Origin of the sequence: Melioribacter sp. Ez-97, assembly GCF_051488665.1 — a bacterium.
In the GTDB taxonomy this organism is placed as follows: domain Bacteria; phylum Bacteroidota; class Ignavibacteria; order Ignavibacteriales; family Melioribacteraceae; genus Melioribacter.
Window position 1 is genome coordinate 1 of the sequence record NZ_JBPSEG010000017.1, and the last position, 20,989, is coordinate 20,989.

Genomic DNA, 20,989 nt, shown 5'->3' on the forward strand with positions numbered 1-20,989 from the left:
GATAAAAAAATATTGCTCGGCTCAAAAAATTGTTGTATTTTTAAAGCCTAATTGATTTTAATTGTTAACCCTGCTCCTTAATTACATGAATTAAGGGGCCATAAAAGTCCAAAGGGAGGTGAAAAGATGCGTATACGAACATACGAAAGTGTGGTTGTGCTTAATGCCGCACTCGAAGATGATCAAATCGAATCTATTCTAAAACGTATCGAAGAAATCATCACTTCAAACGGTGGCGAAGTACTCGATATCGACAAATGGGGCAGAAAACGCCTCGCATATCCAATCCAAAAAGCCAAAAGCGGTTATTATGCCATTTTCCGTTTTAAAGCTCCTACTGAATTAATTAAGGAACTCGAGCGTAATTATCGCTTGGACGAAAATATTATTCGTTTCCTTACTATTTTACTCGATAAGTTTGCTCTAGAAGCAATTGCAAAGAAAAAAGAGTCTGCAGAGAACGAAAACTCCGGCGACTCCGAAACTAATAATGAAAGCAAAGAATAAAAAACAAGTTAAGTATGGAGGTTACGATGGCTGAATTAAAGATGCCAGAAATTAACAGTGTAATTGTTGCAGGAAATTTAACCAAGGATCCTGTGTTCAGACAAACATCCAACAATACTCCCGTTGTTAATTTTCACATAGCTGCAAACAGAAGATACAAAGACAGCAGCAACCAATGGCAGGAAGATGTTTGTTACGTTGGCGTGGTTGCCTGGAACAAACTGGCAGACAGTTGCAGAGACAGATTGAAAAAAGGAAGCGCCGTTTTAATCGACGGCGAATTGCAGAGCAGAACTTTTAAAACGGAAGACGGCCGTAACAGAACCATCGTCGAAATCAAAGCAAAGAGAATTCAATTCCTTAATAAATTCAACAAGGCTCAGAACAACGGCGAAGATACATCTGACAACGACAGCATTGTTGACGACAACGACGATTCCAGCTTTGAAGACAATTCTTTCGACAAATTCTTAACCGATGAAGAATCGGATTTAATCAACGGAGAAGAAAATTAGGAGTTACTAATTAGAAAATGAAAACTACAAAAAGAGTAAAACGCGTAATTGAAGGATACATCGATTATAAAGATTCCAAACAGCTCCAGAAGTTCCTGACCGACCAGGGAAAGATTATTCCCCGCCGTATTACCGGTCTCAGCGCAAAACAACACAGAGAATTGGTCAGAGCTATCAAAAGAGCGCGACATCTTGCTATTTTACCATTCGTATCCGAAGCTGTTAAGTAAAGGAGATAATGATGAAAGTTATACTTAGAAAAAATTTCAGTCAGTTGGGCAATGTGGGCGAAATAGTTAATGTGAAAGACGGATATGCCCGCAATTATCTGATTCCTCGTCAGATTGCTTATCAGGCAACCAAAGGCAATATAAGAGCTCTCGAAGAAGAGAAAAAACAAATTCTCAAAAGAGAAGCCAAGGAATTGGAAAGCGCCCAGGCGCTGGCTGCCGAATTGGAAAAAGTATCCATTTCTATTCCTGTAAAAGTCGGAGAAGAAGAAAAAATATTCGGTTCGGTAACTACTCAAATGATCGCCGACGCCCTTAAAGAAAAGGGTTTCGACCTCGACAAACGAAAAATCGAAATAACCGAGCCGATTAAAGCTTTAGGCATTTACAGCGTTTCAATTAAACTGCATCCCAGCGTTACCGCAACAGTAAAAACCTGGGTAGTAAGAGAATAGTTTTGGTGAGCCGGCTTTTTAGCCGGCTTTCTATATTTTGTTCGTTAAATAAAATTAATTCATCAACTAATTTAAGATCTCGTGATGAAAGAAATAAGATTTAGACTGTTCCTAGTAATCGGCGCTATTGCTCTTTCGCTCTATCTCCTCTACCCTACTTACCAGGATTATAAAAACAACGTCGACGTTTCCGAAAAACTGGTTCACATGGAAGATAGCCTTAAGAAGAGCGCCCCGAATTTAACCCCAACTGAAATAAGAGAATTAATTACATCAAAAAAAGACAGTATACTTGCCAACACTCCGGAATTCCGCTCGGCGCGCGAAAAAAGAATTAAATTGGGTCTCGATCTTCAGGGCGGTATGTATCTCGTCATGGAAGTGAACACCGCCAAACTGCTCGAAAGACTTGCAAAAGACCCCGACGAACAATTCTTTGAAATTCTCAAACAGGCGGAAGCCGAGTCCCAGCTTTCAGATGAAAACGTGGTGACGATTCTGGCAAGATTAATGCAGGAAAAGAATATTCGTCTGAGCCGCTATTTCGGCACGATTCGAGAAGACGATTCGCAAATTATCAGTCGTCTCCAGGAACAGGAATCTGACGCCGTTACCAGAGCCATAGAAATTATTCGCAACAGAGTCGACCAGTACGGAGTTTCAGAGCCCAACATTCAGAAACAGGGTTCCAGAAGGATAGTTATCGAATTGCCCGGAGTAGCAAGAGAAGAAGAGGCAAAGAGACTTTTGCAGGGCAGAGCCTTGCTCGAATTCAAACTCGTAAAAGATGCTGACTTTGCTATTCCTATTATGAACAGAATCGACGAAGCGCTCGCAAAATCACTTGGCGTCGATTCCGTACAAACTGCCAGTACCGATACTACCAAACAGTTAACCGAAGAAGAATTTGCAAAACAGCATCCCTTCTTTGCCGTCGCCCGTTTGGCAGACCCTCAAGGGAGAATACCCGACGCTTACGTAAAAGAAAGCGATAAGCCCAAATTGAATGCGTATCTCCAACGCGAAGAAGTTAAAAAAGTAATGCCCGACAACGTAGAATTTCTCTTCGACGCCAAACCGATTGTAGGCGACGACGGCGAGAAATATTATCGTATGTATATGGTAAACAAAACTCCCGAATTAACCGGCGGAGTTATTGTTGACGCGCAGGCAAATATCGATCCTACCACTTCGGCTCCGGTTGTTTCGATGCAAATGAACGCCGAAGGAGCCCGCGAGTGGGCAAGAATTACCGGTTCGAATATCGGTAAAAGATGCGCAATCGTATTGGACGGAGTGGTCTATTCGGCTCCGGTCATCCAGAGCAAGATTCCTTCGGGTAATTCTCAAATAAGCGGCATCCCGAATCTGGACGAAGCTAAATTGCTCGAAATCGTATTGAAAGCAGGCGCTTTGCCGGCGCCGGTGGAAATAATCGAGCAGAGAACAGTTGGACCGTCTTTGGGTCAGGACTCGATTCGACAGGGTTTCAATTCATTATGGTTAGGTTATACGCTCGTTGCAATTTTTATGATATTCTATTACAGAAAAGCCGGTACGCTGGCTGATATCGGATTGATAGTGACAGTATTGTTAATACTCGGCGTTCTGGCAGGCTTCCAGGCAACGCTTACTCTGCCGGGTATCGCAGGTATAGTTTTAACGATGGGTATGGCGGTCGACGCAAATGTGATTATCTACGAGAGAATCCGGGAAGAATTGAATACGGGCAAAACCGCGCGAGCCGCGGTTGACGCAGGCTACAGAAATTCTTTCTCGGCCATTATCGACTCGAATATCACTACTTTCTTTACCGGCATTATTCTATACCAGTTCGGCAGCGGACCCATTCAAGGTTTTGCGCTTACGTTAATGATAGGTATTCTGACTAGTTTGTTCTCGGCTTTGATTGTTGTGCGCATGATGTTCGATTACATGTTAAACAAAGGACAAAAAATCAATATTGGTTAATTGAGGAGAGGTCAAATAGATGCGACTATTCGAGAATTTAAATATCAACTTCATGTCAAAACGGACAACCTATTTCATTGTTTCTTCCGTTATATTGTTGTTCGGATTAATCAGTATTCTTGTAAGAGGATTACAATTTGGTATTGACTTCAAAGGCGGCACAGAAGTAGCGTTGGAATTCAGCAAACCGATCGACATTGCGGAAGTGAGGAATGCGGTTGAAAACATAGGATTAGGCAACGTTGAAGTAAAAACATTCGGCGGTTCATTGGGAATCTTGTTGAGAACCGAATTGCAGCAATTACCGCCCGAAGTAATTCCAACCGTTAAAAACAAAATAGTGTCTTTGATTCAAAAAGCCGCTCCCGCAGCGGAAATCAGAATGATTGATTCTACGGCTACAGCATTGACATTCGATTTTTCGGATCCGCAAACAGCAGATGTGGTTTATGACAAATTATTCGAAGCAGGATTCCAAACGGCAAAAGCATCGGCCGAACCGGAAAACACTGCTGTGGTTGTAAGACTCGGCATTGCCGATTGGATAAAAGAAAATCTTTCGGAACATTTTGCCGACAATCCGTTTAATGTATTGAAAGAAGACAAGGTGGGTCCCAAAATCGGTCAGGAACTAAAAACCGACGCGATTATTGCAGTAATGCTATCGCTGCTTGTAATTCTAATTTATCTCGGTTTCAGGTTTAAATTTGTATTTGCACTCGGCGCCGTTATAGCTCTGTTCCACGACGTTCTGATTACGCTCGGTCTCTTTGCTGCGCTTTATGGATTAATACCCGGATTAAACCTGGAAATATCTGTTAGCGTTGTAGCGGCGTTTTTGACGCTTGTGGGTTATTCCATCAACGATACGGTTATTGTTTTTGACAGAGTTAGAGAAGAAATAAAAATTCATAAATCTTTACCGCTAATCGAAAACATCAACAGCGCCATCAATAAAACGCTAAGCCGTACGTTAATCACTGTTTTTACAACCTTGCTAACAATAGTAGTGTTGCTGATATTTGGAGGCGAAGTGTTAAGAGGTTTCGCTTTCGCCCTTCTGCTTGGTATGATTACTGGTACTTATTCGTCTATATTTGTGGCGAGCGCATTTGTACTGGAAACCGTAAACAGATCAGATAAAAAAGTTGAATTCTGACAACTAATTTTAATCATTAAGCCGCTCAATCGAGCGGCTTTTTTATTTTAAAACTTTGGCAACTATGTAGGTTAAGTCGTCGCTCTGCTCGGCGCCTTTAACGTGCTCGTCGATACTTCTTTTAATAATCTTCATTGCCTCGTACGGCGATTCGTCCTTCAAACGGCAAACGAGCTCTTCGAATCTTTCGTCCGTATATTCTTTGCTATCCTTATCCATTGCCTCCGTTATTCCGTCCGTATATAAAACGAGGAAATCCCCTTTTTGCAGTTTTACCGTTTCAGATTCGTAAGGAATTTCTGTGGGCAGGAATCCGATTATCATGCCCCCTTTTTTTAGTTTGGTTATCTTTCCGTCTCGAACCAGAAAAGGAGGATTATGCCCGGCATTGACATAAGTTAATTCTTTCGATTCTGTATTAAACACCGACCAGAAGAAAGTAACATAATTCCCCATAGTCGTATTTTCCGCAATCAGGTCGTTGATTAGATTAGTCGCTTCGTCGAGCGGCAATTTCATTTTACAAATTGTCTTGAGAAACGCCTGAAGATTCGCCATCAGCAGCGACGCGGGAACCCCTTTGCCCGAAACGTCGGCAATTGCAATCAGCACGTTAGACTCGTCGAGTTGAATAATATCGTAATAATCTCCGCCTACTATTTTTGCCGATTCGTTATAAGCTTCTATTTCGATTGTATCGAATTTGGGGATTGATTTTGGCAGCAGATTTTTTTGAATGGTTCTTGCGGTCTCCAGGTCTTTTTCCATTCTTTGCTTTTCCAGCGCCGTTTCGAAAAGCAATGCGTTTTCGATCGATATTATCGCAATGCTTCCAAGCGAAAGAATAAATTCAATATCCGTCTGTTCATAACTCTTGCGGTTCTTCCTTTCGCCCAGCATAATCAAGCCTTTGGTTTCGCCTTTGATTTGCATCGGCACGATCAGTTCAACTCCCAGATCACTCAAATGCCGCAGCTCGTCGGTAAATTGCCGTCCTGTAATTACATTTTTTATTTTGCCGGCGTCGCAATTATCGAGAAACAGAGCAATTTTGTTTTGGTCGAATTTCGTTTCGAGTATCCGGTATTTTTCCCCGCTGCAAATTACAATAGCAAATTCCGAAACGGTCATTTGACCGATTAATGAAAAAGCCAGCAGCTTGCCGATTGTTTCGATTTTCAGAAGTCCGCTGAATTCTTTACTCAGGTCGAAGAGCGAACTCAATTGATTGACTTTAGAATCGAGCTCCCGGTTGACTCTTTTTAATTCTTCCACAGTAAGAGAATTCTCAATAGCAGTCGCCCCGATATTGATAATTGTGCTTAAAAATTCGAGGTCGGTTTTGTCGTACTCGGCGCCGGTTAATTTTTTACCGAGGAAAATAACGCCGATTGCGCCTGAGGAAGAATTGATTTCTTTTCTGATTGCAAACTGGCAGGACTGAATAAAGTCATCAAGCGCTTCCTTGTTTGTATTTAAATCTTCCGGAATTTTCGGGTTTTTAAGAAATCCTTTCGAAAGATTCAGAAAAGGCTTTCCCGCTCTGTCGAAAAGCACGATCAAACCTTTGGTGGTATGGAATTTCCCCATACAGGTAAGAAGAATATTGTTCAGGATGAAATTGATATCGAGGCTGGAATTGATAAGATTGCTGAAATCGACCAGAGCCGACAGATTTCGCAACAGTCCGATATTATCGGTTTTATCCATCAGGCGTTCTTAAGATATTTGACTAACGTTACCCGATTCTTGTTTTTCTTTTCCACCGAATAACTTACTTCGTCCATCAATTTTTTCATCAGGTAGATTCCGAGTCCGCCGACTTTTTTCTGTTTGTAAAATTCCCGTACGTCGGGAACCGGAATCAGTTTCGGATCGAAACCTTTGCCTTCATCGGTAATTGCAATCGTAAATTTATCATCATTAAACTTAATGTCGATATCGATAATACCGTCCGGCGAAAACTCATAGGCATGTTTAATAATGTTTGTGCACGCCTCGTCGACAGCGAGTATAATCTGTTCTATATCGTCTTCGCCGAAGCCGCATTCCAAAGCGGTACTTTTCACAAAGTTTCTGACTTTTGCCAGATTCTCGGTTCCGCTGTTTATTTTAAGTTGTTTATGCAATCTGTAATTTTTCAAGATTTACCCGGCTCGTTAAACTTTTGGATAGCTTCGTTTTCGTCTTTATAGAATTCGTAAAGGAGGGGAAAACCGAGCAGATCGAAAATATTGTAAACGTTTTCCTTCAAGTTGGCAAATTTAATATCGCCGTTATTTTCTCTCATGGTTTCAACGTAAGCCATAAAAACGCCGAGTCCCGCGCTGCTGATGTAATTGAGTTGATTGAAATTGACGACAACTTTGAATTTATTTTCCCGAATCAATTTGTTGAATATATTTTCAAGTTCAGGAGCCGTATGAGCGTCCAGATATCCTTTTAATTCAACAATACTAACTGTACCGGCGTCCCTCAAGCCGACATTAAAATCTGCCATTTATATTTCTCCGTTTTAATAATTTTTATGAACTCCATCTTATGATTACAAGAGTTATATCGTCGTGTTGAGTATGGTCTTTCGAAAACAAAGTAATTTCTTTAACAATTTCGTTTGCAATTCCGTCGAGATTTTTTCCGCAGTTCGAAGCGACAATTTTTTCAAAACGTTCGTAACCGAAATCCTCGTTCATGGAATTTTTAGCTTCCGGAATTCCGTCGGAATAAATTACAAAAACGTCTCCATCTTTCAAATTAATTTGCAACTCTTCGAGAGAATTTTCAAATTTTTCCGAGTAGTCGAGCCCCAATCCGATTCCTTTCGGCAGCAGTCTGGATATTTTACCGCCGCAGCAATAGATAATCGGCGTGTGCCCCGCCCTTGCGATTTTGACGACTCCGTTTTTATAATCGAGTATCCCGTAAACGGCTGTAACAAAGTTTTTTTTGTCCAGACTGTCTTTTAGAATTTCATTGGCTTTAACCAGCAGCTCGGTGGGCGAATTGACAATTTTGGCAAGCGATTCGAAAATTCCTTTCAGTTCAGCCATAATAAACGCCGCGGAGATTCCTTTGCCGGAGACGTCGGCGACGATAAAACCGAGCCTGTTGTCTGACAGCTCGAAGAAATCATAATAATCGCCCCCGACTTCGAATGCGGGAATAAAAAGAGCGGAAAGCTCGTAATGGTCGGAGACCGGAAAATTCACAGGCAATATTTTGCGTTGAACGTCTCTTGCGACATCGAGTTCTTTCTCAAGACGTTCTTTTTCGATCGATTCGGCTATCAGCTTAGCGTTTTCCAGCGCCACGGAAGCATAGTCGGCGTATGTCTGTAAAGTGTTCTTTTCGTCTTTGTCAAAGTCGACTTCGCTGAGCCTTGCAGTAAATAAATAGCCGCTCAATTTATTGTGAACGTTCAACGGCGCAACCGCCACGGTGCGGAAATTGAATCGCTCGTCTATTTCATCGGCGTTGGTAATCGAATAAACGCCGTTAACCGAATCTTTAAGAAACAATTCGGCAGCCAGTCGAGCTTCAACATAACCGATGTTATTGACGGCGTTTACTTCTATTCCGTCTTCGCTAATCGTAACCAGCCAAGCTGCGTTGGAATTGCAAATCTTTGTAGTAAAATTAATGATTGAATCGGCAAGCTCTTTGAAATCAAAAACCTGCGTTATCAGTTTTGTAAGGTCCATCAACGAAGAGATCTCTTCGGAACGGCGGTCGAACGCTTCGGCTGTCGGAAGATGAAACAACGTAGTGAAAAATATAACACCGAAATAAATCATGCCGTAAATCATTACCAGACTGAAAACCGAATAAAGTCCCACCGACAACTTGAACAAAATCATTTTAATTACATTGCTTTCGTTCAAAAGTCCGAAATTAAATCCGAACAATATCGAAAGTATGATTGAGATCAATAGCAGATAAAGTTTCTGTTTTTTCGTAAGAAACGCAATCCACGACACTTTCAGAGAGTTCAAAGAAATTAATACGATTGTAACTATATAAAATGCGTCGTGTATAAAATCCAACGACGAATTAAAATTCGCAAACTCAGAGAAAAACGTCATTACGAAAAAGAATAACATCGTATTGAAATAGAGCGACTGGTCTTTTTTCTGCCGCAAATAATAGAGCGTTCGAAAAGTAGAAAATATGTAGGCAAGGACGATTATAAAAATGTAGTTCAGAACCGTCGTAAAAAGAGTGTTAACCGCGCCGGTGTCGGATTTAATCGAATTGCCGTCTCCTATAGCCGAATTTGCGAGCGAAATTACGAAAAAGACCAAAGCGCCGAGTATACCCGCATTCAAAACCAACGATAACGGAGCGTCTTTTCTTAATTCTGTGTAAGGCGAAATGTAATTATAGATGAAAAATATTGTAAGGAATACGAGGACTTCATTTACAAAAGAGACAATCGGATTGGAATGAATCGGGAATATAAAATTATAAATCAGAAGAAGAACCGAGACAACTACGGCGTTTTCGAGACTGCGGCTTCTTGTTAATTTAATAACGCTCTTTAGATTCATGGATTCACTTTTTCTGTTTGGAAACCGAATCGGCGTAACTGCGCGCCATCGAGTCGATTTTTCTTCCGAATTCTTCCCAGTCGACTTCGCCTTTGCCGCCGACGGCTTTTAATGTCGCTTTAATAATTTCCGAAGGATCGATGTTATGCCTGTCGTACTTTAATTTTTTCTCTACAGATATTTCCGCTTCGAGTAATTTGGGAAGTTCGATCTGAATTCTTTGTAATTCTTTATTAAGGTTGTCCAGTTCAATTCTGAATTGCCTTGCATCCTCGTGGCGGTCGTCCGTGTACGGTATGCTTACCTTAAAATTATTGGAATCGAATTTAAAATTAAATCCTGAATGCTCTTTCAGAAATTCGAATTTGATTTTACCGGCGGCGGGAATGCCATTTGTTCCAGTATGCATAAACTGATCGTCCATAGCCTGAGTATCTATATCTCCTTTGGCAAAAAAGACGGTGTCCGGAGTTACAAACAGAAATCTGTCGTCTCTCGCTTTACGGGTATTTTCAATAAAGTCGGTCAATTCCCACTCGTGCGGTATATTGTTGTCGCCGGCAAGCAAAATATCCGTTTTGCTCTTATTATACTTCCTTGCAAAATTAATAAGATCAGCCAGCAGGGCTTTTTGCAGATCCGCCAATCTCGGGTTGAATGCCAGAGTTCGGTTGTCGTCGGTAAGAATCGAATAGTAAATTTGTTTTTTATAAAATTCGAGAAGCGAATCGACCTTTTGCCGCTGAACTTCATTTAATCTCAGATAATCCGCAAACAGCTTATAATGGTTTTGATTTACTTCAAGGGGCATAGTTTTAATTTCGTAAATTACATCGCGCCCCGCCGAATCGTCCGAAATTAATACGACTTCATTCTTAACTTTATCAACCGGGAGATATTTATAGAGAGCGAAGTTGAATACGTCCTCGTTGCTTATCCGGGTTTTATAGAACAGAGGCTTGAGACTGCCCGCATAAAAAGAAATTATATCGTTTTGTCTTTCTTCGATAAACTCGTTGATATTATCCTTGTTGAATTTGAAAACCAGCATCAGAACAATTGTCAGCAAAATGATCGGTAGAATCGGCAGGAATTTTTTAATATTTTCTTTCAGACTTTCGTTCATCATCCGTTCATTTCTTTATAATATGGTTCGAGAATAACTTTTAAAGCTTCGCGGGCTCTGAAAATTCTCGATTTAATTGTGCCTACTTCAGTATTAAGCTGTTCGGCAATTTCCTTATAAGTAAACCCGTCGATATCTCTCAGGATAAGAGGCGTTTTCAAATTTTCCGGCAATCTTTCTATAGCTTTTCTGACAATCTTCTGCAAGTCGATATTCTCGGAAAAAGATTTAACTCCGTACTGGCGGTCGGTATCGCCCAGCGGCGAAAAAATGCTGCGCACTCTTTTCTTCCTCAGGTAGTCTCGACATTTGTTGACGGTAATTCGATATATCCAGGTTGTAAATTTCGATTCGAATCGGAAATCTTTCAATTTATTATAAACGCTGATGAAAACGTCCTGCGAAATATCGTCGACAAATTCGTTGTCGCCCAGAGTAAGAAACACTAAATTTCTTACCTTGTCTTTATGTTTAAGAACAAGAATTTTAAATACCGATTCGTCGCCTTCAATAAACTTTTCAATTAATTCAAAGTCTTCGTCGCGCAGATTGTCATTCTTTTCTTCATTATTGTTAAGCAAAGTCATAGTTTTAGACGTTCAAAAAAAATTAATGTTCCTCTTGAGGAAATATTTCTTTATTTTTACAATAGTAATCGATAATTTAGTTACTAATATAATTATTAATAGTGAATAAACAGCAAGCCGAAGAACAAAGGCAGCGAAAAATTTAAGGAGAACTCATGAAAATCAAAACATATGAAAAATACGGCGCTGTAGTAATCGAGTTAAAAGGCAACGTAATGGGCGGTCCTGAAGCTCAGGAATTCAGCGACTTGTTGCACAAACTCCTTGACGAAGGCAAAAAAAACGTAGTTGTCGACCTGTCGGGTTGTAAATTTATGAACAGTTCCGGACTCGGCATGCTCATCAGCGGATATACTACGATGAAGAACGGCGGCGGCAACCTTAAACTTGCCAACGCTACCGATAAAATCGAAAGTCTGCTGGTAATTACCAAATTGATTACGATTTTCGAGCATTATCCGTCGGTTGATGAAGCCGTAAAGAGTTTTTCCGAAAAATAATTTTCCAATACTGTTTTTAATTCTTTTTAATCCCCGTGGGAGGGGAAGGAAATAGTTTGTGGTTTACCCACCTTATTTATAATTAACGGAGATCGGGATGAGCGTTACCGTAATAGTTGGTAGCCAATGGGGTGACGAAGGCAAAGGAAAAATAGTCGATATTCTCTCGGAGCAGTACGACATAGTAGCCCGTTATCAGGGCGGCGCAAATGCGGGTCATACCGTTCAGGTAGGCGAAAAACAGTATATCCTCCATTTGATTCCCTCCGGCATTTTGAGGGAAAATATTATTTGCGTCATTGGAAACGGCGTGGTTATCGACCCGAAAGCTTTGCTCGACGAAATAAATTTGCTCGAAGAAATGGGAATCAATATCAAAGGCAGATTATTTATCAGTCACAACGCTCATCTTATAATGCCGTACCACAAGCTGCTCGATTCACTCAATGAAAGCGGCTCTACAAAAATCGGCACTACCGGCAGAGGCATCGGACCGTGCTATATCGATAAATACGCACGCAAAGGCATCAAAATAGTCGACTTGCTCGACAAGAAAGTCCTTGAAGAAAAAATTAAATTGAATCTCGAAGAAAAAAACACAATAATTCGAAAAATATACAACCGCGAAGAACTCGACGTCGACGAAATAATTAAGGAATACACCGAGTTCGACAGGATTATCGACCAGTATATAACAGACACGTCGGCGCTCTTGAACAATGCGATTAACGAAGGCAAATCGGCATTACTCGAAGGCGCTCAGGGTACGCTGCTCGACGTCGATTTCGGAACCTATCCGTACGTAACTTCTTCTAATCCGACATCCGGCGGAGCTGCAACCGGCACCGGAATTCCACCCACCAAAATCGATTCGGTTATCGGCATTGTAAAAGCTTATACCACTCGAGTAGGATTGGGACCGTTCCCGACCGAATTGGAAGGAAAGCAAGCCGAAGAATTGAGAAAAGCCGGAGTCGAATTCGGAGCTACAACCGGAAGACCCCGACGCTGCGGATGGTACGACGCTTTCCTCGTTAACTATTCCAGAATGATTAACGGCATAGAAAGAGCCGCCATCACAAAACTCGACGTGCTCAGTTATCTCGACGAAATTAAAGTCTGCGTGGGTTACGAAATAAACGGCAAAAAACTCAAATCGTATCCGACCGACGTAAACAGACTCGAAAGCGTAACCCCGGTCTATGAAACTTTAAAAGGCTGGAAGAAGGATATATCCAAAATCCGGTATTACGACGATCTGCCTTCCGAAGCGAAAGAGTATTTAACATTTATTTCCCAGCAGAGCGGTTTCGAAATTAAAATGATTTCCGTCGGACCGGCGCGCAGTCAAACTATTGAATTATAATTTCTCTTCCAATTTCGGAAGAATTTTATGAATAAATTTGGCAATTCTACTACAGTTAAAATAAAATTTACCCTTCTCTTTATCGGCTCTCTAATTGCGCTCGGCACATGGTATTACACACAATATCTCGTCAATAAATTGCAGGAACGCGAGAAAGAGATAATTCAGTTATATGCCAACAGCCTCGAGTATATAGCCAGACCGGACGAGTCCGGCAGCGACATAACTTTTATATTTCAGAATCTGATACAACGAATCGACTTTCCTTTGATACTAACCGACGCCAACGGGAATATTGTTTCTACTGAAGCCGGCATCGGATACAAAAACATTTACTTCGAACCCGAGATACCGAAAGAAAAATTACTCGAACTGCTCTCCGAAAAATTAAAAGAACTCGAAAACGAGCATCCTCCTATCGAAATAAAAGCGCCCGACGGAACTGTTATACAGTTGATCTATTACGGCGATTCCGCCGTAGTTCGTAAACTTCGTTTTTACCCGTATCTTCAAATTCTCTTTGCCCTCGTTTTTATACTGATTGCTTATACCGGTTTCAACTTTATTCGTAAAAACGAACAGAGCAGCATCTGGGTCGGCATGTCGAAAGAGACCGCGCATCAGCTGGGGACGCCGATATCGAGCCTTATGGGTTGGAACGAAATACTGAGAATCAATTACGACAACCCGGATAAAGTGCTCGACGTTGCCGACGAAATTTCGAACGACCTCGAACGCCTGAACAAGATTACAAAGCGTTTCTCGAAAATCGGTTCCAAACCCGAGTTAAAAGAAGAATCGCCTTACGAAATAATCGAAAACGTTATTCGTTACTTCGAACGACGCCTTCCTCAAACCGGGAAAAATATTAATATATCGGTTGAAGGCGACTCTTCCTTAAAAGCTCTTCTCAACAAAGAATTGTTCGAGTGGGTTATCGAAAATTTGATTAAAAACGCGCTCGACGCAATTGAAAGCCAAAACGGAACAATCGAATTTTCGATCAAACAAAAAAACGGTTCCCTCGTAATCGACATTAAAGACAGCGGCAAGGGAATCGAGCCGGGAAATAAAAAAGAAGTTTTCAAGCCGGGATATTCCACAAAAAAAAGAGGCTGGGGCTTGGGACTCAGCCTTTCAAAGAGAATCATTGAAAATTATCACGACGGAAAGATATTCGTCAAAGAATCGATGATCAATAAAGGCACGACATTCAGAATAATTCTAAAAAGAATTATTTAATCTTTTTTTATCATTTCTTTTAGCGCTTTCATTCCTAAGAAAAAATTTTAAGACTTTTTATAACTTTTGAAAAATATTCGGACTAAGAATAGGATTTAACCCATTAGAAAGCGTTTTTATTTGGCACGCTCATTGTTATATATTAAGCAAGTACACATAACTTACACAACCCTCCTAAAAACTAACCTCGCTGCTATGGTGTCGCCCTCCACCATAGCAGTGTTTTTTTTAAACAGAATTTGGTTAAATTTGTCATTTCATTATTCATCTTACGGAAATTCAAATGGGTGATAATCACGGAAGACGTCCTTCGTGGGACGAATACTTTTTGAAAGTTGCAATGCTTGTTTCGGAAAGAGCCACATGCCCGAGAATGCATTGCGGATGCGTTCTGGTAAAAGACAAACAAATTTTATCGACGGGATACAACGGGTCGATTCCCGGCGACGACCATTGCGAAGACGTCGGTTGTATGGTTATCGACAATCATTGCGTAAGAACCATTCACGCCGAAATGAACGCTCTCTTGCAGTGCTCTTCCCACGGTATAAGCACGCAGGGCGCCACTGCGTACGTTACTAATATGCCGTGTACAAATTGCGCCAAGGCATTAATTACCGCCGGAATTAAAGAAGTGGTAATTTTTTCGGATTACCACGATACTCTTGCTGAGGAATTCTTCAGACGCGCTAACGTGGAATTGAAAAGATTGCCAATGCCCGAAAAAATAATTAAATACGATATCGAGAATTATACTTCCGTCAAAAAATAAAAAGTCGAGATATGAAACTCACAAAAGAATATATAAAGAAATATTTCAAGAGCGAAAATTTTTTCAACCGCGAACTTAGCTGGCTTGAATTCAACAGACGCGTGCTCGAAGAAGCCACGAATCCGGATTTGCCTCTGCTCGAAAGAGTTAAATTCATCTCGATATTCTTTTCGAATCTTGACGAATTTTATATGATTCGCGTTTCCGGTTTGAAAGAACAAATCAGGGCAAAGGTTTTCGAAAGTTCGATTGACGGACTTACGCCGATGGATCAGCTGGCAAAGATCGAAGAGACCGTTCGACCGATGGTCAAGCAGATATACGACTACTGGCATAACACCATAATTCCCGAACTGAGAAAAAACAATATTTTTATTTGCGACATAAACGAACTGACCGATGAAGAAAGAGAAGGGCTAAATCAGTATTTTCTGAAAGAAATTTATCCCGTACTTACGCCGCTGGCTTTCGACCCGGGAAGACCTTTTCCCTACATTTCCAATCTTAGTTTAAGTTTTGCAATTCTTGTAAAAAAACCGAACGGCGAGAAACATTTTGCCAGAGTAAAAATACCTAGCATACTACCGAGGCTTTTGAGAATAGACCACATAATTGACAAAGATTCGTCCGCTCAAAGAAATAATATTAAGTACGTATGGATCGGGGATTTAATTAAATCCAATCTGAATATGCTTTTCCCGGGACTCGACGCGGTAGAGGCATATCGGTTCAGAATAACAAGGAATACGGATCTGGAAATTCAGGAAGACGAAGCAGACGATTTGCTCCAATTGATCGAAGAAAATATTCGACTCAGAAAATTCGGTTCGGTTGTAAGGTTGGAAGTGGAAAGCAACATGCCGGATTATATGCTCGATACGCTTGTGGAAAATCTTGAAATCACACGCAACGACGTTCATATAATCGACGGAAATCTGGGACTTGCCGACGTAATGATATTGTACGACCTTTCCCTTCCGCATCTTAAGGACAAACCGTTTTATCCCGTGCCTTCATTAAATATTGAAGAAGAAGAAAATATATTCTCGATGATCTCAAAAAAAGATATTCTTCTTCATCACCCGTACGAATCGTTTACGCCCGTAGTGGATTTTATTAAAGAAGCTTCGAGGGATCCCGACGTTCTTGCAATCAAACAAACTCTTTACAGAATTGGTCAGAATTCTCCTATAGTAAAATATTTAATCGAAGCCGCCGAGAGTAAAAAACAAGTAGCTGTATTAGTTGAACTCAAAGCGCGCTTTGACGAAGAAAATAATATCTATTGGGCGCGGGAACTCGAAAAAGCGGGCGTGCACGTTGTTTACGGGCTGGTCGGTCTGAAAACGCACGCTAAAATGACGCTGGTGGTTCGCAAAGAACTCGACGGCGTAAAACGTTATGTGCATTTGAGCACCGGAAATTACAATACGTCGACCGCTAAATTGTACACCGACTTAGGACTTTTTACCGCCGACGAAGATATATGCGCGGACGTATCGGAAATTTTCAATTACCTGACCGGATATTCGGAACAAAAAAAATACAGGAAATTGTCCGTAGCTCCCGTGAATAAAAGACAAACATTTCTTGAACTAATAAACCGTGAAATCCAAAATGTAAAGTCGGGCGGCAAAGGCAGATTAATTTTCAAACTCAATTCATTGGTCGACCCGACAATAATCGCAGCTCTCTACGAAGCTTCAAATCACGGAGTAAAAATCGATCTGATTGTAAGAGGAATTTGCTGTCTGGTTCCGCAAGTTCCGGGCTTGAGCGAAAATATTAGAGTTGTCAGCATTGTTGGACGATTTCTTGAACATAGCAGAATTTACTACTTCTACAATAACGGAGAGGAAGAAATCTACTTGAGCAGCGCCGATTTAATGCAAAGAAACCTCGACAGACGCGTCGAAGTTACATTCCCGGTTGAAAATCCCCAACTACGGAAATTCATTAAAGAAGAAATTCTCAAGACCTGTTTGCGCGACAATCAAAAAGCTAGAATTTTATTGCCTACGGGGAAATATGTATTTAATCACCCTGTTTATACGGAAAAACCGTTAAACCATCAGGAATACTTGATTAAATACGTAACAAAAAAGCACAAGAAACCGATAAGAGCAAAGAACAAATAATCAGGCCAAAAGATACCACAATTGCGTCGTAGCATAGCAAATCAAAACTCCTAGAGCAATCGGAAGAAAAGTGGCAACAGCTGTCCACTTAACGCTCTTGGTTTCCTTGTAAATCGTATAGATAGTTGTCGAGCAGGGATTATGCAATAAACTGAACAACATTAAATTGATTCCCGTCAAAGCTGTCCAACCGCCCAATTTCAGCAACTCGGCTACGTCGGCAGGATTATCCATTTCGAACATTACGCCGGCGCCGGCTCCCACTCCGCTTATCTTCAACGATAGAACCGTAAGCATTAATATTGTCGGTATTACTATTTCGTTTGCAGGAATTGCAATAATATACGCAAGTATAATAACGCCGTTTAAACCGATAACCATAGCATACGGATCGACCCATCGGATAAAATGCTCGGCAATGCTTATGTCTCCTACATTAATATTAGCCACCGACCAGATTACAATTCCCGCGGGAAAAGCAAATACGACAGCGCGCCATAAAACAAAAATCGTACGGTCTATCAGCGACGTATAGAGTATCTGGAGAATTCTCGGCGGACGATAAGGAGGTAATTCAAGACTGAATGCGGAAGGCTCGCCTTTTAACACCGTACGGGTCAAACCCCACGATACTATCAAGCTGAAAACGACACCGAGAATTGCAATGCCTACGACTGCGCCGGCAGATGCTATTCCGGCTAAAAATGGAGGCGCAAGACTTCCTATAAAAATCGACGCGATCAATATCTGAGTAGGCCATCTGCCGTTGCAAAGCGAAAAATTGTTGGTAATAATTGCTATTAATCTTTCCCTGGGACTATCGATTATACGCGCCGCAATAACGCCTGCTGCATTGCAGCCGAATCCCATACTCATTGTCAAAGCTTGTTTGCCGTGAGCTCCGACGCGTTTATAAATTCCGTCCATATTAAACGCCACACGCGGCAGATACCCAAAATCTTCTAAAAAAGTAAATAAAGGGAAAAAGATTGCCATCGGAGGCAGCATAACGCTTACCACCCACGCAACCGCAAGATATCCGCCGTCTATCAAAGCTCCCGTGAGCCATTCGGGTGAAGAGATTGAAACAAAAAAATCTCTTAAGACCGGATGCAGAGTATCCACCAGAATAGTCGCCAAAAACGAAGATGGATAATTTGCGCCTACGATTGTCAACCAAAAAACGAGAGCCAGCAGTAAAAACATGATTGGGAATCCGGTCCATTTGTTCGTAACTATCTTATCGATTAAACGATCGATATTCTTTTGGGAAATTTTACCAGTATCGTTTCTTGTTACAACTTTTGCGCTGATTTCTTCCGCGCTTTTGTAAATACTTTCCAGGAGCGAGTCGTGTAAATTTTCTCCGATTTCCCAACGGAGTTTTTCGGCTTCTTCAATAAGTAATTCGCGTTCGTTTTTCATAATTCAACCTTCAATCTCTTCTGAAATTAATTTGCCGATTTCGCCGCTTCTTACAGCGTCGATTATCTTTTGATCGCCTTCGAGCAAGCGCAGGGCTATCCAGCGCGTATTTGGCAAATCGGGGAACAAACTCTTTATTTTATTTTCGAGTTTTTCGACGGCGGGCGCTACGTTTCTGAAGTCGGTATTAACTCTGTACGGATTGCACTTAATTTCGCCCGTAGCGACTTTATGGATAGTTTCGAGTAATTCCGGAATCCCTTCTTTTTGACGAGCCGCGGTCGGGACTACCGGTATACCAAGAATTTCCGACAGTTTGATATGGTCTACGCTTATATTATGTCTCCGGGCTTCATCGATCAAATTAAGACATAATACGGCGCGGTCTGTAATTTCGAGAACCTGCAGCGTTAAATTAAGGTTACGTTCGAGCCTTGTGGCGTCGGCAACGATTACGGTGACATCGGGTCTGCCGAACAAAATAAAATCGCGCGCAATTTCCTCGTCTGTGCTCGTTGAAAGAAGCGAATATGTGCCGGGCAAATCTACGATTTTATATTTATGTCCTGCATAACTGAAGGCGCCTTCTGTTCTTCCGACGGTTTTACCGGGCCAATTGCCCGTATGCTGGCGTAAGCCCGTTAAACTGTTAAAGACGGTGCTTTTTCCGGTATTAGGATTTCCGGCTAAGGCAATAATAAAATCGACATCGGTCATGTCGATACCGAGTTTCACCAAATTTTTTTTATCGTGCGCAGGATTCATTTTTCATTCCCGATTTTTCTTATAAAAATATAATCCGACTGATTTTTCCGTAAAGCTATCAAAGCGCCTCGCAGTTCATAAGCCACGGGATCGTCGCCCACGCTTTTCAATACGGCTCGAATACGCGTACCGGGCACAATTCCGAAATCGAGCAAACGCCTTCTTTGCATTCCTCTCAATGCTTTCGAAATACCGACTACTTCGGCTTCTTCTCCGACTTCGAGGTTCGACAACGGCTTGTAATCCTGCGTTACGATTTCCTCTTTATTCAGGGGCACGATTGTAATATTCGCTGCCGCTTCGTTGGATATATACTGTTTCTTACCGTCTCCTTTTATTTCGATGCCGTCGTCTTTCTTATTCTTTACTTGAATTTGCATTCCGGGATAAATTCCGGAATCGGAAATTTCCTTGTATAAACTTTTAGGCTCGTCTTCAATATGGACAATATTTCCAAAATCATTAACATTTAACTTCGAGAGGGGAACGCCGTTATGAGAATAAACTTCGCCTTTTGCAGTAGGAATCGGATCTCCGTGAGGGTCGCGCAAAGGATTGCCGAGTCGGGCGGCAAGCTCCTTTGCTTTGTCATCGTCGATTTGATGCTCTTTGGCTTCGGCTATTTTATGCCATTCGGTTTCGCTAATGCTCGTATTTTCGGCAAAATATTTTTCAAGCAAACGATGAATCCTGACGACTTTAAGCGCGTAAGCGCGTCCGTTTTTTGTAAGTTTTTGCTTACCGTCCACATTTTCCGTAAGTCCGCTTTCTTCCAGTTTTTTGATTAATCGCCCTGCCTGCTTGACGGATATCGATAAAACTTTTGAAAGCGTGTTTTCGTCGGTATCCGTTTTGGCTTCTTCGGAATTATAAAGGTGCTTGAGAGTGTCTTCGATTAATTCCTTGTCGGAAAACTTCCACTTCCCGCCCTTCGATTTACTGAAGAATATTACCGTCAGAACTACCAACGCCGTTAATAATATTAAATAGAGAACCATTAAAACCCCCTTAGGTTAATTCTTCAACGAGCAAATTACTCGCCGCTTTTTCGCTCAATATCGTTTCTCTCTTTTTGTAGCTTATTTTAATCGAATTGTCGTATTGAATACGGTCTACAAATTCGAATTCCGTTTCGAGAAGCAAATCGATATCGGATAAATATTTAATTAAGTCGCCGTCTCTGTCGTCCACCTGTTTCAGTTTATATTTTTTACCGGTCGTACATTCGAGCATCGGGATCAGCATGTCCGCGCCTTCGATCGTGCCGTCTTTTTTGGGAATCGGATGGCCGTGCGGGTCGAAACGGGGGTAACCCAAATAAGAATCGATTTTATCGATTAAATACTCGGAAGTATGATGTTCCAGCCTTTCTGCTTCGTCGTGAAGTTTGTTCCACGGAATTTCGAGCGCCTTTTGCAAAAACATTTCCCAAAGGCGATGTTTCCTGAGTACTTTTAAAGCCTCCAATTCTCCCTTCCGGGTCAGCTTCATGCCTTTATATCTCTCGTATTCGATTAAGCCTTCCCGCGAAAGCTTTTTTGCCATATCGCTGATTGCAGAATTCGACACGTTCAATTCCTTAGCCATTTGCGACGTTGCGGCTGCAATTCCGCGCGCGTTGTAGTTATAAATTAATTTAAGATAATTCTCTTTAGAAATTGTAGTCATAAGATTAAAATTTTTT

19 protein-coding genes and 1 pseudogene are annotated in these 20,989 nt (G+C 41.4%); 11 read left to right on the plus strand and 9 right to left on the minus strand.

Going from position 1 to position 20,989, the window contains the following annotated elements:
* Positions 1 to 126 precede the first annotated feature (126 nt).
* From rpsF to secF, 6 genes are all read left to right on the plus strand, one after another.
* Positions 127 to 507 (plus strand): 30S ribosomal protein S6, encoded by a 381-nt coding sequence (gene rpsF, locus ACSSWA_RS13865; RefSeq protein WP_437357149.1) that lies wholly within the window; start codon positions 127 to 129, stop codon positions 505 to 507.
* A 26-nt stretch (positions 508 to 533) separates the two neighbouring features.
* Complete coding sequence (locus ACSSWA_RS13870) at positions 534 to 1,022, plus strand: single-stranded DNA-binding protein (RefSeq protein WP_437357150.1); 489 nt, start codon at positions 534 to 536, stop codon at positions 1,020 to 1,022.
* Positions 1,023 to 1,039: 17 nt separating this feature from the next.
* Positions 1,040 to 1,252 (plus strand): 30S ribosomal protein S18, encoded by a 213-nt coding sequence (gene rpsR, locus ACSSWA_RS13875; RefSeq protein WP_014856529.1) that lies wholly within the window; start codon positions 1,040 to 1,042, stop codon positions 1,250 to 1,252.
* 11 nt (positions 1,253 to 1,263) lie between these two features.
* Positions 1,264 to 1,707, plus strand: coding sequence for a 50S ribosomal protein L9 (gene rplI, locus ACSSWA_RS13880; protein ID WP_437357190.1), 444 nt, complete (start codon positions 1,264 to 1,266; stop codon positions 1,705 to 1,707).
* 84 nt (positions 1,708 to 1,791) lie between these two features.
* On the plus strand, positions 1,792 to 3,678 hold the full coding sequence (secD, locus tag ACSSWA_RS13885) for a protein translocase subunit SecD (protein ID WP_437357151.1): 1,887 nt from the start codon (positions 1,792 to 1,794) through the stop codon (positions 3,676 to 3,678).
* Between the two features lie 19 nt (positions 3,679 to 3,697).
* Positions 3,698 to 4,837, plus strand: a complete 1,140-nt coding sequence (gene secF, locus ACSSWA_RS13890) for a protein translocase subunit SecF (protein ID WP_437357152.1) — start codon at positions 3,698 to 3,700, stop codon at positions 4,835 to 4,837.
* Positions 4,838 to 4,879: 42 nt separating this feature from the next.
* Here the strand turns inward: secF and ACSSWA_RS13895 are convergent, their stop codons facing one another.
* The 6 genes from ACSSWA_RS13895 to ACSSWA_RS13920 are packed head-to-tail and all read right to left on the minus strand — an operon-like array spanning position 4,880 to position 11,097.
* Complete coding sequence (locus ACSSWA_RS13895) at positions 4,880 to 6,547, minus strand: GAF domain-containing SpoIIE family protein phosphatase (RefSeq protein ID WP_437357153.1); 1,668 nt, start codon at positions 6,545 to 6,547, stop codon at positions 4,880 to 4,882.
* Positions 6,547 to 6,981: an ATP-binding protein gene (locus ACSSWA_RS13900; RefSeq protein WP_437357154.1), complete on the minus strand. Its 435-nt coding sequence runs from the start codon at positions 6,979 to 6,981 to the stop codon at positions 6,547 to 6,549. Before ACSSWA_RS13900 ends, ACSSWA_RS13895 begins: the two co-directional genes overlap by 1 nt.
* A complete protein-coding gene (locus ACSSWA_RS13905; RefSeq protein WP_437357155.1) occupies positions 6,978 to 7,337 on the minus strand; it encodes an STAS domain-containing protein in 360 nt (119 codons plus the stop codon). The genes ACSSWA_RS13900 and ACSSWA_RS13905 overlap by 4 nt, the downstream gene beginning before the upstream one ends.
* 25 nt (positions 7,338 to 7,362) lie before the next feature.
* The gene (locus ACSSWA_RS13910; protein ID WP_437357156.1) at positions 7,363 to 9,384 is read right to left on the minus strand and encodes a PP2C family protein-serine/threonine phosphatase; all 2,022 of its coding nucleotides are present in this window, start codon (positions 9,382 to 9,384) and stop codon (positions 7,363 to 7,365) included.
* Positions 9,385 to 9,388: 4 nt separating this feature from the next.
* Positions 9,389 to 10,513 (minus strand): hypothetical protein, encoded by a 1,125-nt coding sequence (locus tag ACSSWA_RS13915; protein ID WP_437357157.1) that lies wholly within the window; start codon positions 10,511 to 10,513, stop codon positions 9,389 to 9,391.
* Entirely contained in the window at positions 10,510 to 11,097 is a 588-nt protein-coding gene (locus ACSSWA_RS13920; protein WP_437357158.1) for an RNA polymerase sigma factor, read from the minus strand. The genes ACSSWA_RS13915 and ACSSWA_RS13920 overlap by 4 nt, the downstream gene beginning before the upstream one ends.
* A 155-nt stretch (positions 11,098 to 11,252) precedes the next feature.
* Between ACSSWA_RS13920 and ACSSWA_RS13925 the strand changes: the two genes are divergently transcribed.
* The 5 genes from ACSSWA_RS13925 (at position 11,253) to ppk1 (ending at position 17,115) form a co-directional block, all read left to right on the plus strand.
* The gene (locus ACSSWA_RS13925; protein ID WP_437357159.1) at positions 11,253 to 11,597 is read left to right on the plus strand and encodes an STAS domain-containing protein; all 345 of its coding nucleotides are present in this window, start codon (positions 11,253 to 11,255) and stop codon (positions 11,595 to 11,597) included.
* Positions 11,598 to 11,694: 97 nt separating this feature from the next.
* Positions 11,695 to 12,963 (plus strand): adenylosuccinate synthase, encoded by a 1,269-nt coding sequence (locus tag ACSSWA_RS13930; RefSeq protein WP_437357160.1) that lies wholly within the window; start codon positions 11,695 to 11,697, stop codon positions 12,961 to 12,963.
* A 27-nt stretch (positions 12,964 to 12,990) separates the two neighbouring features.
* On the plus strand, positions 12,991 to 14,205 hold the full coding sequence (locus ACSSWA_RS13935) for a sensor histidine kinase (protein ID WP_437357161.1): 1,215 nt from the start codon (positions 12,991 to 12,993) through the stop codon (positions 14,203 to 14,205).
* A 283-nt stretch (positions 14,206 to 14,488) separates the two neighbouring features.
* Entirely contained in the window at positions 14,489 to 14,977 is a 489-nt protein-coding gene (locus ACSSWA_RS13940) for a deoxycytidylate deaminase (protein ID WP_437357162.1), read from the plus strand.
* An 11-nt stretch (positions 14,978 to 14,988) separates the two neighbouring features.
* Entirely contained in the window at positions 14,989 to 17,115 is a 2,127-nt protein-coding gene (gene ppk1, locus ACSSWA_RS13945) for a polyphosphate kinase 1 (RefSeq protein WP_437357163.1), read from the plus strand.
* Here ppk1 and feoB read toward each other — a convergent pair.
* The 3 genes and pseudogenes from feoB to ACSSWA_RS13960 all read right to left on the minus strand — a co-directional run bounded on the left by feoB (position 17,116) and on the right by ACSSWA_RS13960 (position 20,973).
* A pseudogene (gene feoB / locus ACSSWA_RS13950) lies at positions 17,116 to 19,305 on the minus strand (ferrous iron transport protein B).
* Positions 19,302 to 20,303: a FeoA domain-containing protein gene (locus ACSSWA_RS13955; RefSeq protein WP_437357164.1), complete on the minus strand. Its 1,002-nt coding sequence runs from the start codon at positions 20,301 to 20,303 to the stop codon at positions 19,302 to 19,304. The pseudogene feoB and the gene ACSSWA_RS13955 overlap by 4 nt, the downstream one beginning before the upstream one ends.
* A 10-nt stretch (positions 20,304 to 20,313) precedes the next feature.
* Positions 20,314 to 20,973: a metal-dependent transcriptional regulator gene (locus ACSSWA_RS13960; RefSeq protein ID WP_437357165.1), complete on the minus strand. Its 660-nt coding sequence runs from the start codon at positions 20,971 to 20,973 to the stop codon at positions 20,314 to 20,316.
* Positions 20,974 to 20,989: the final 16 nt, after the last annotated feature.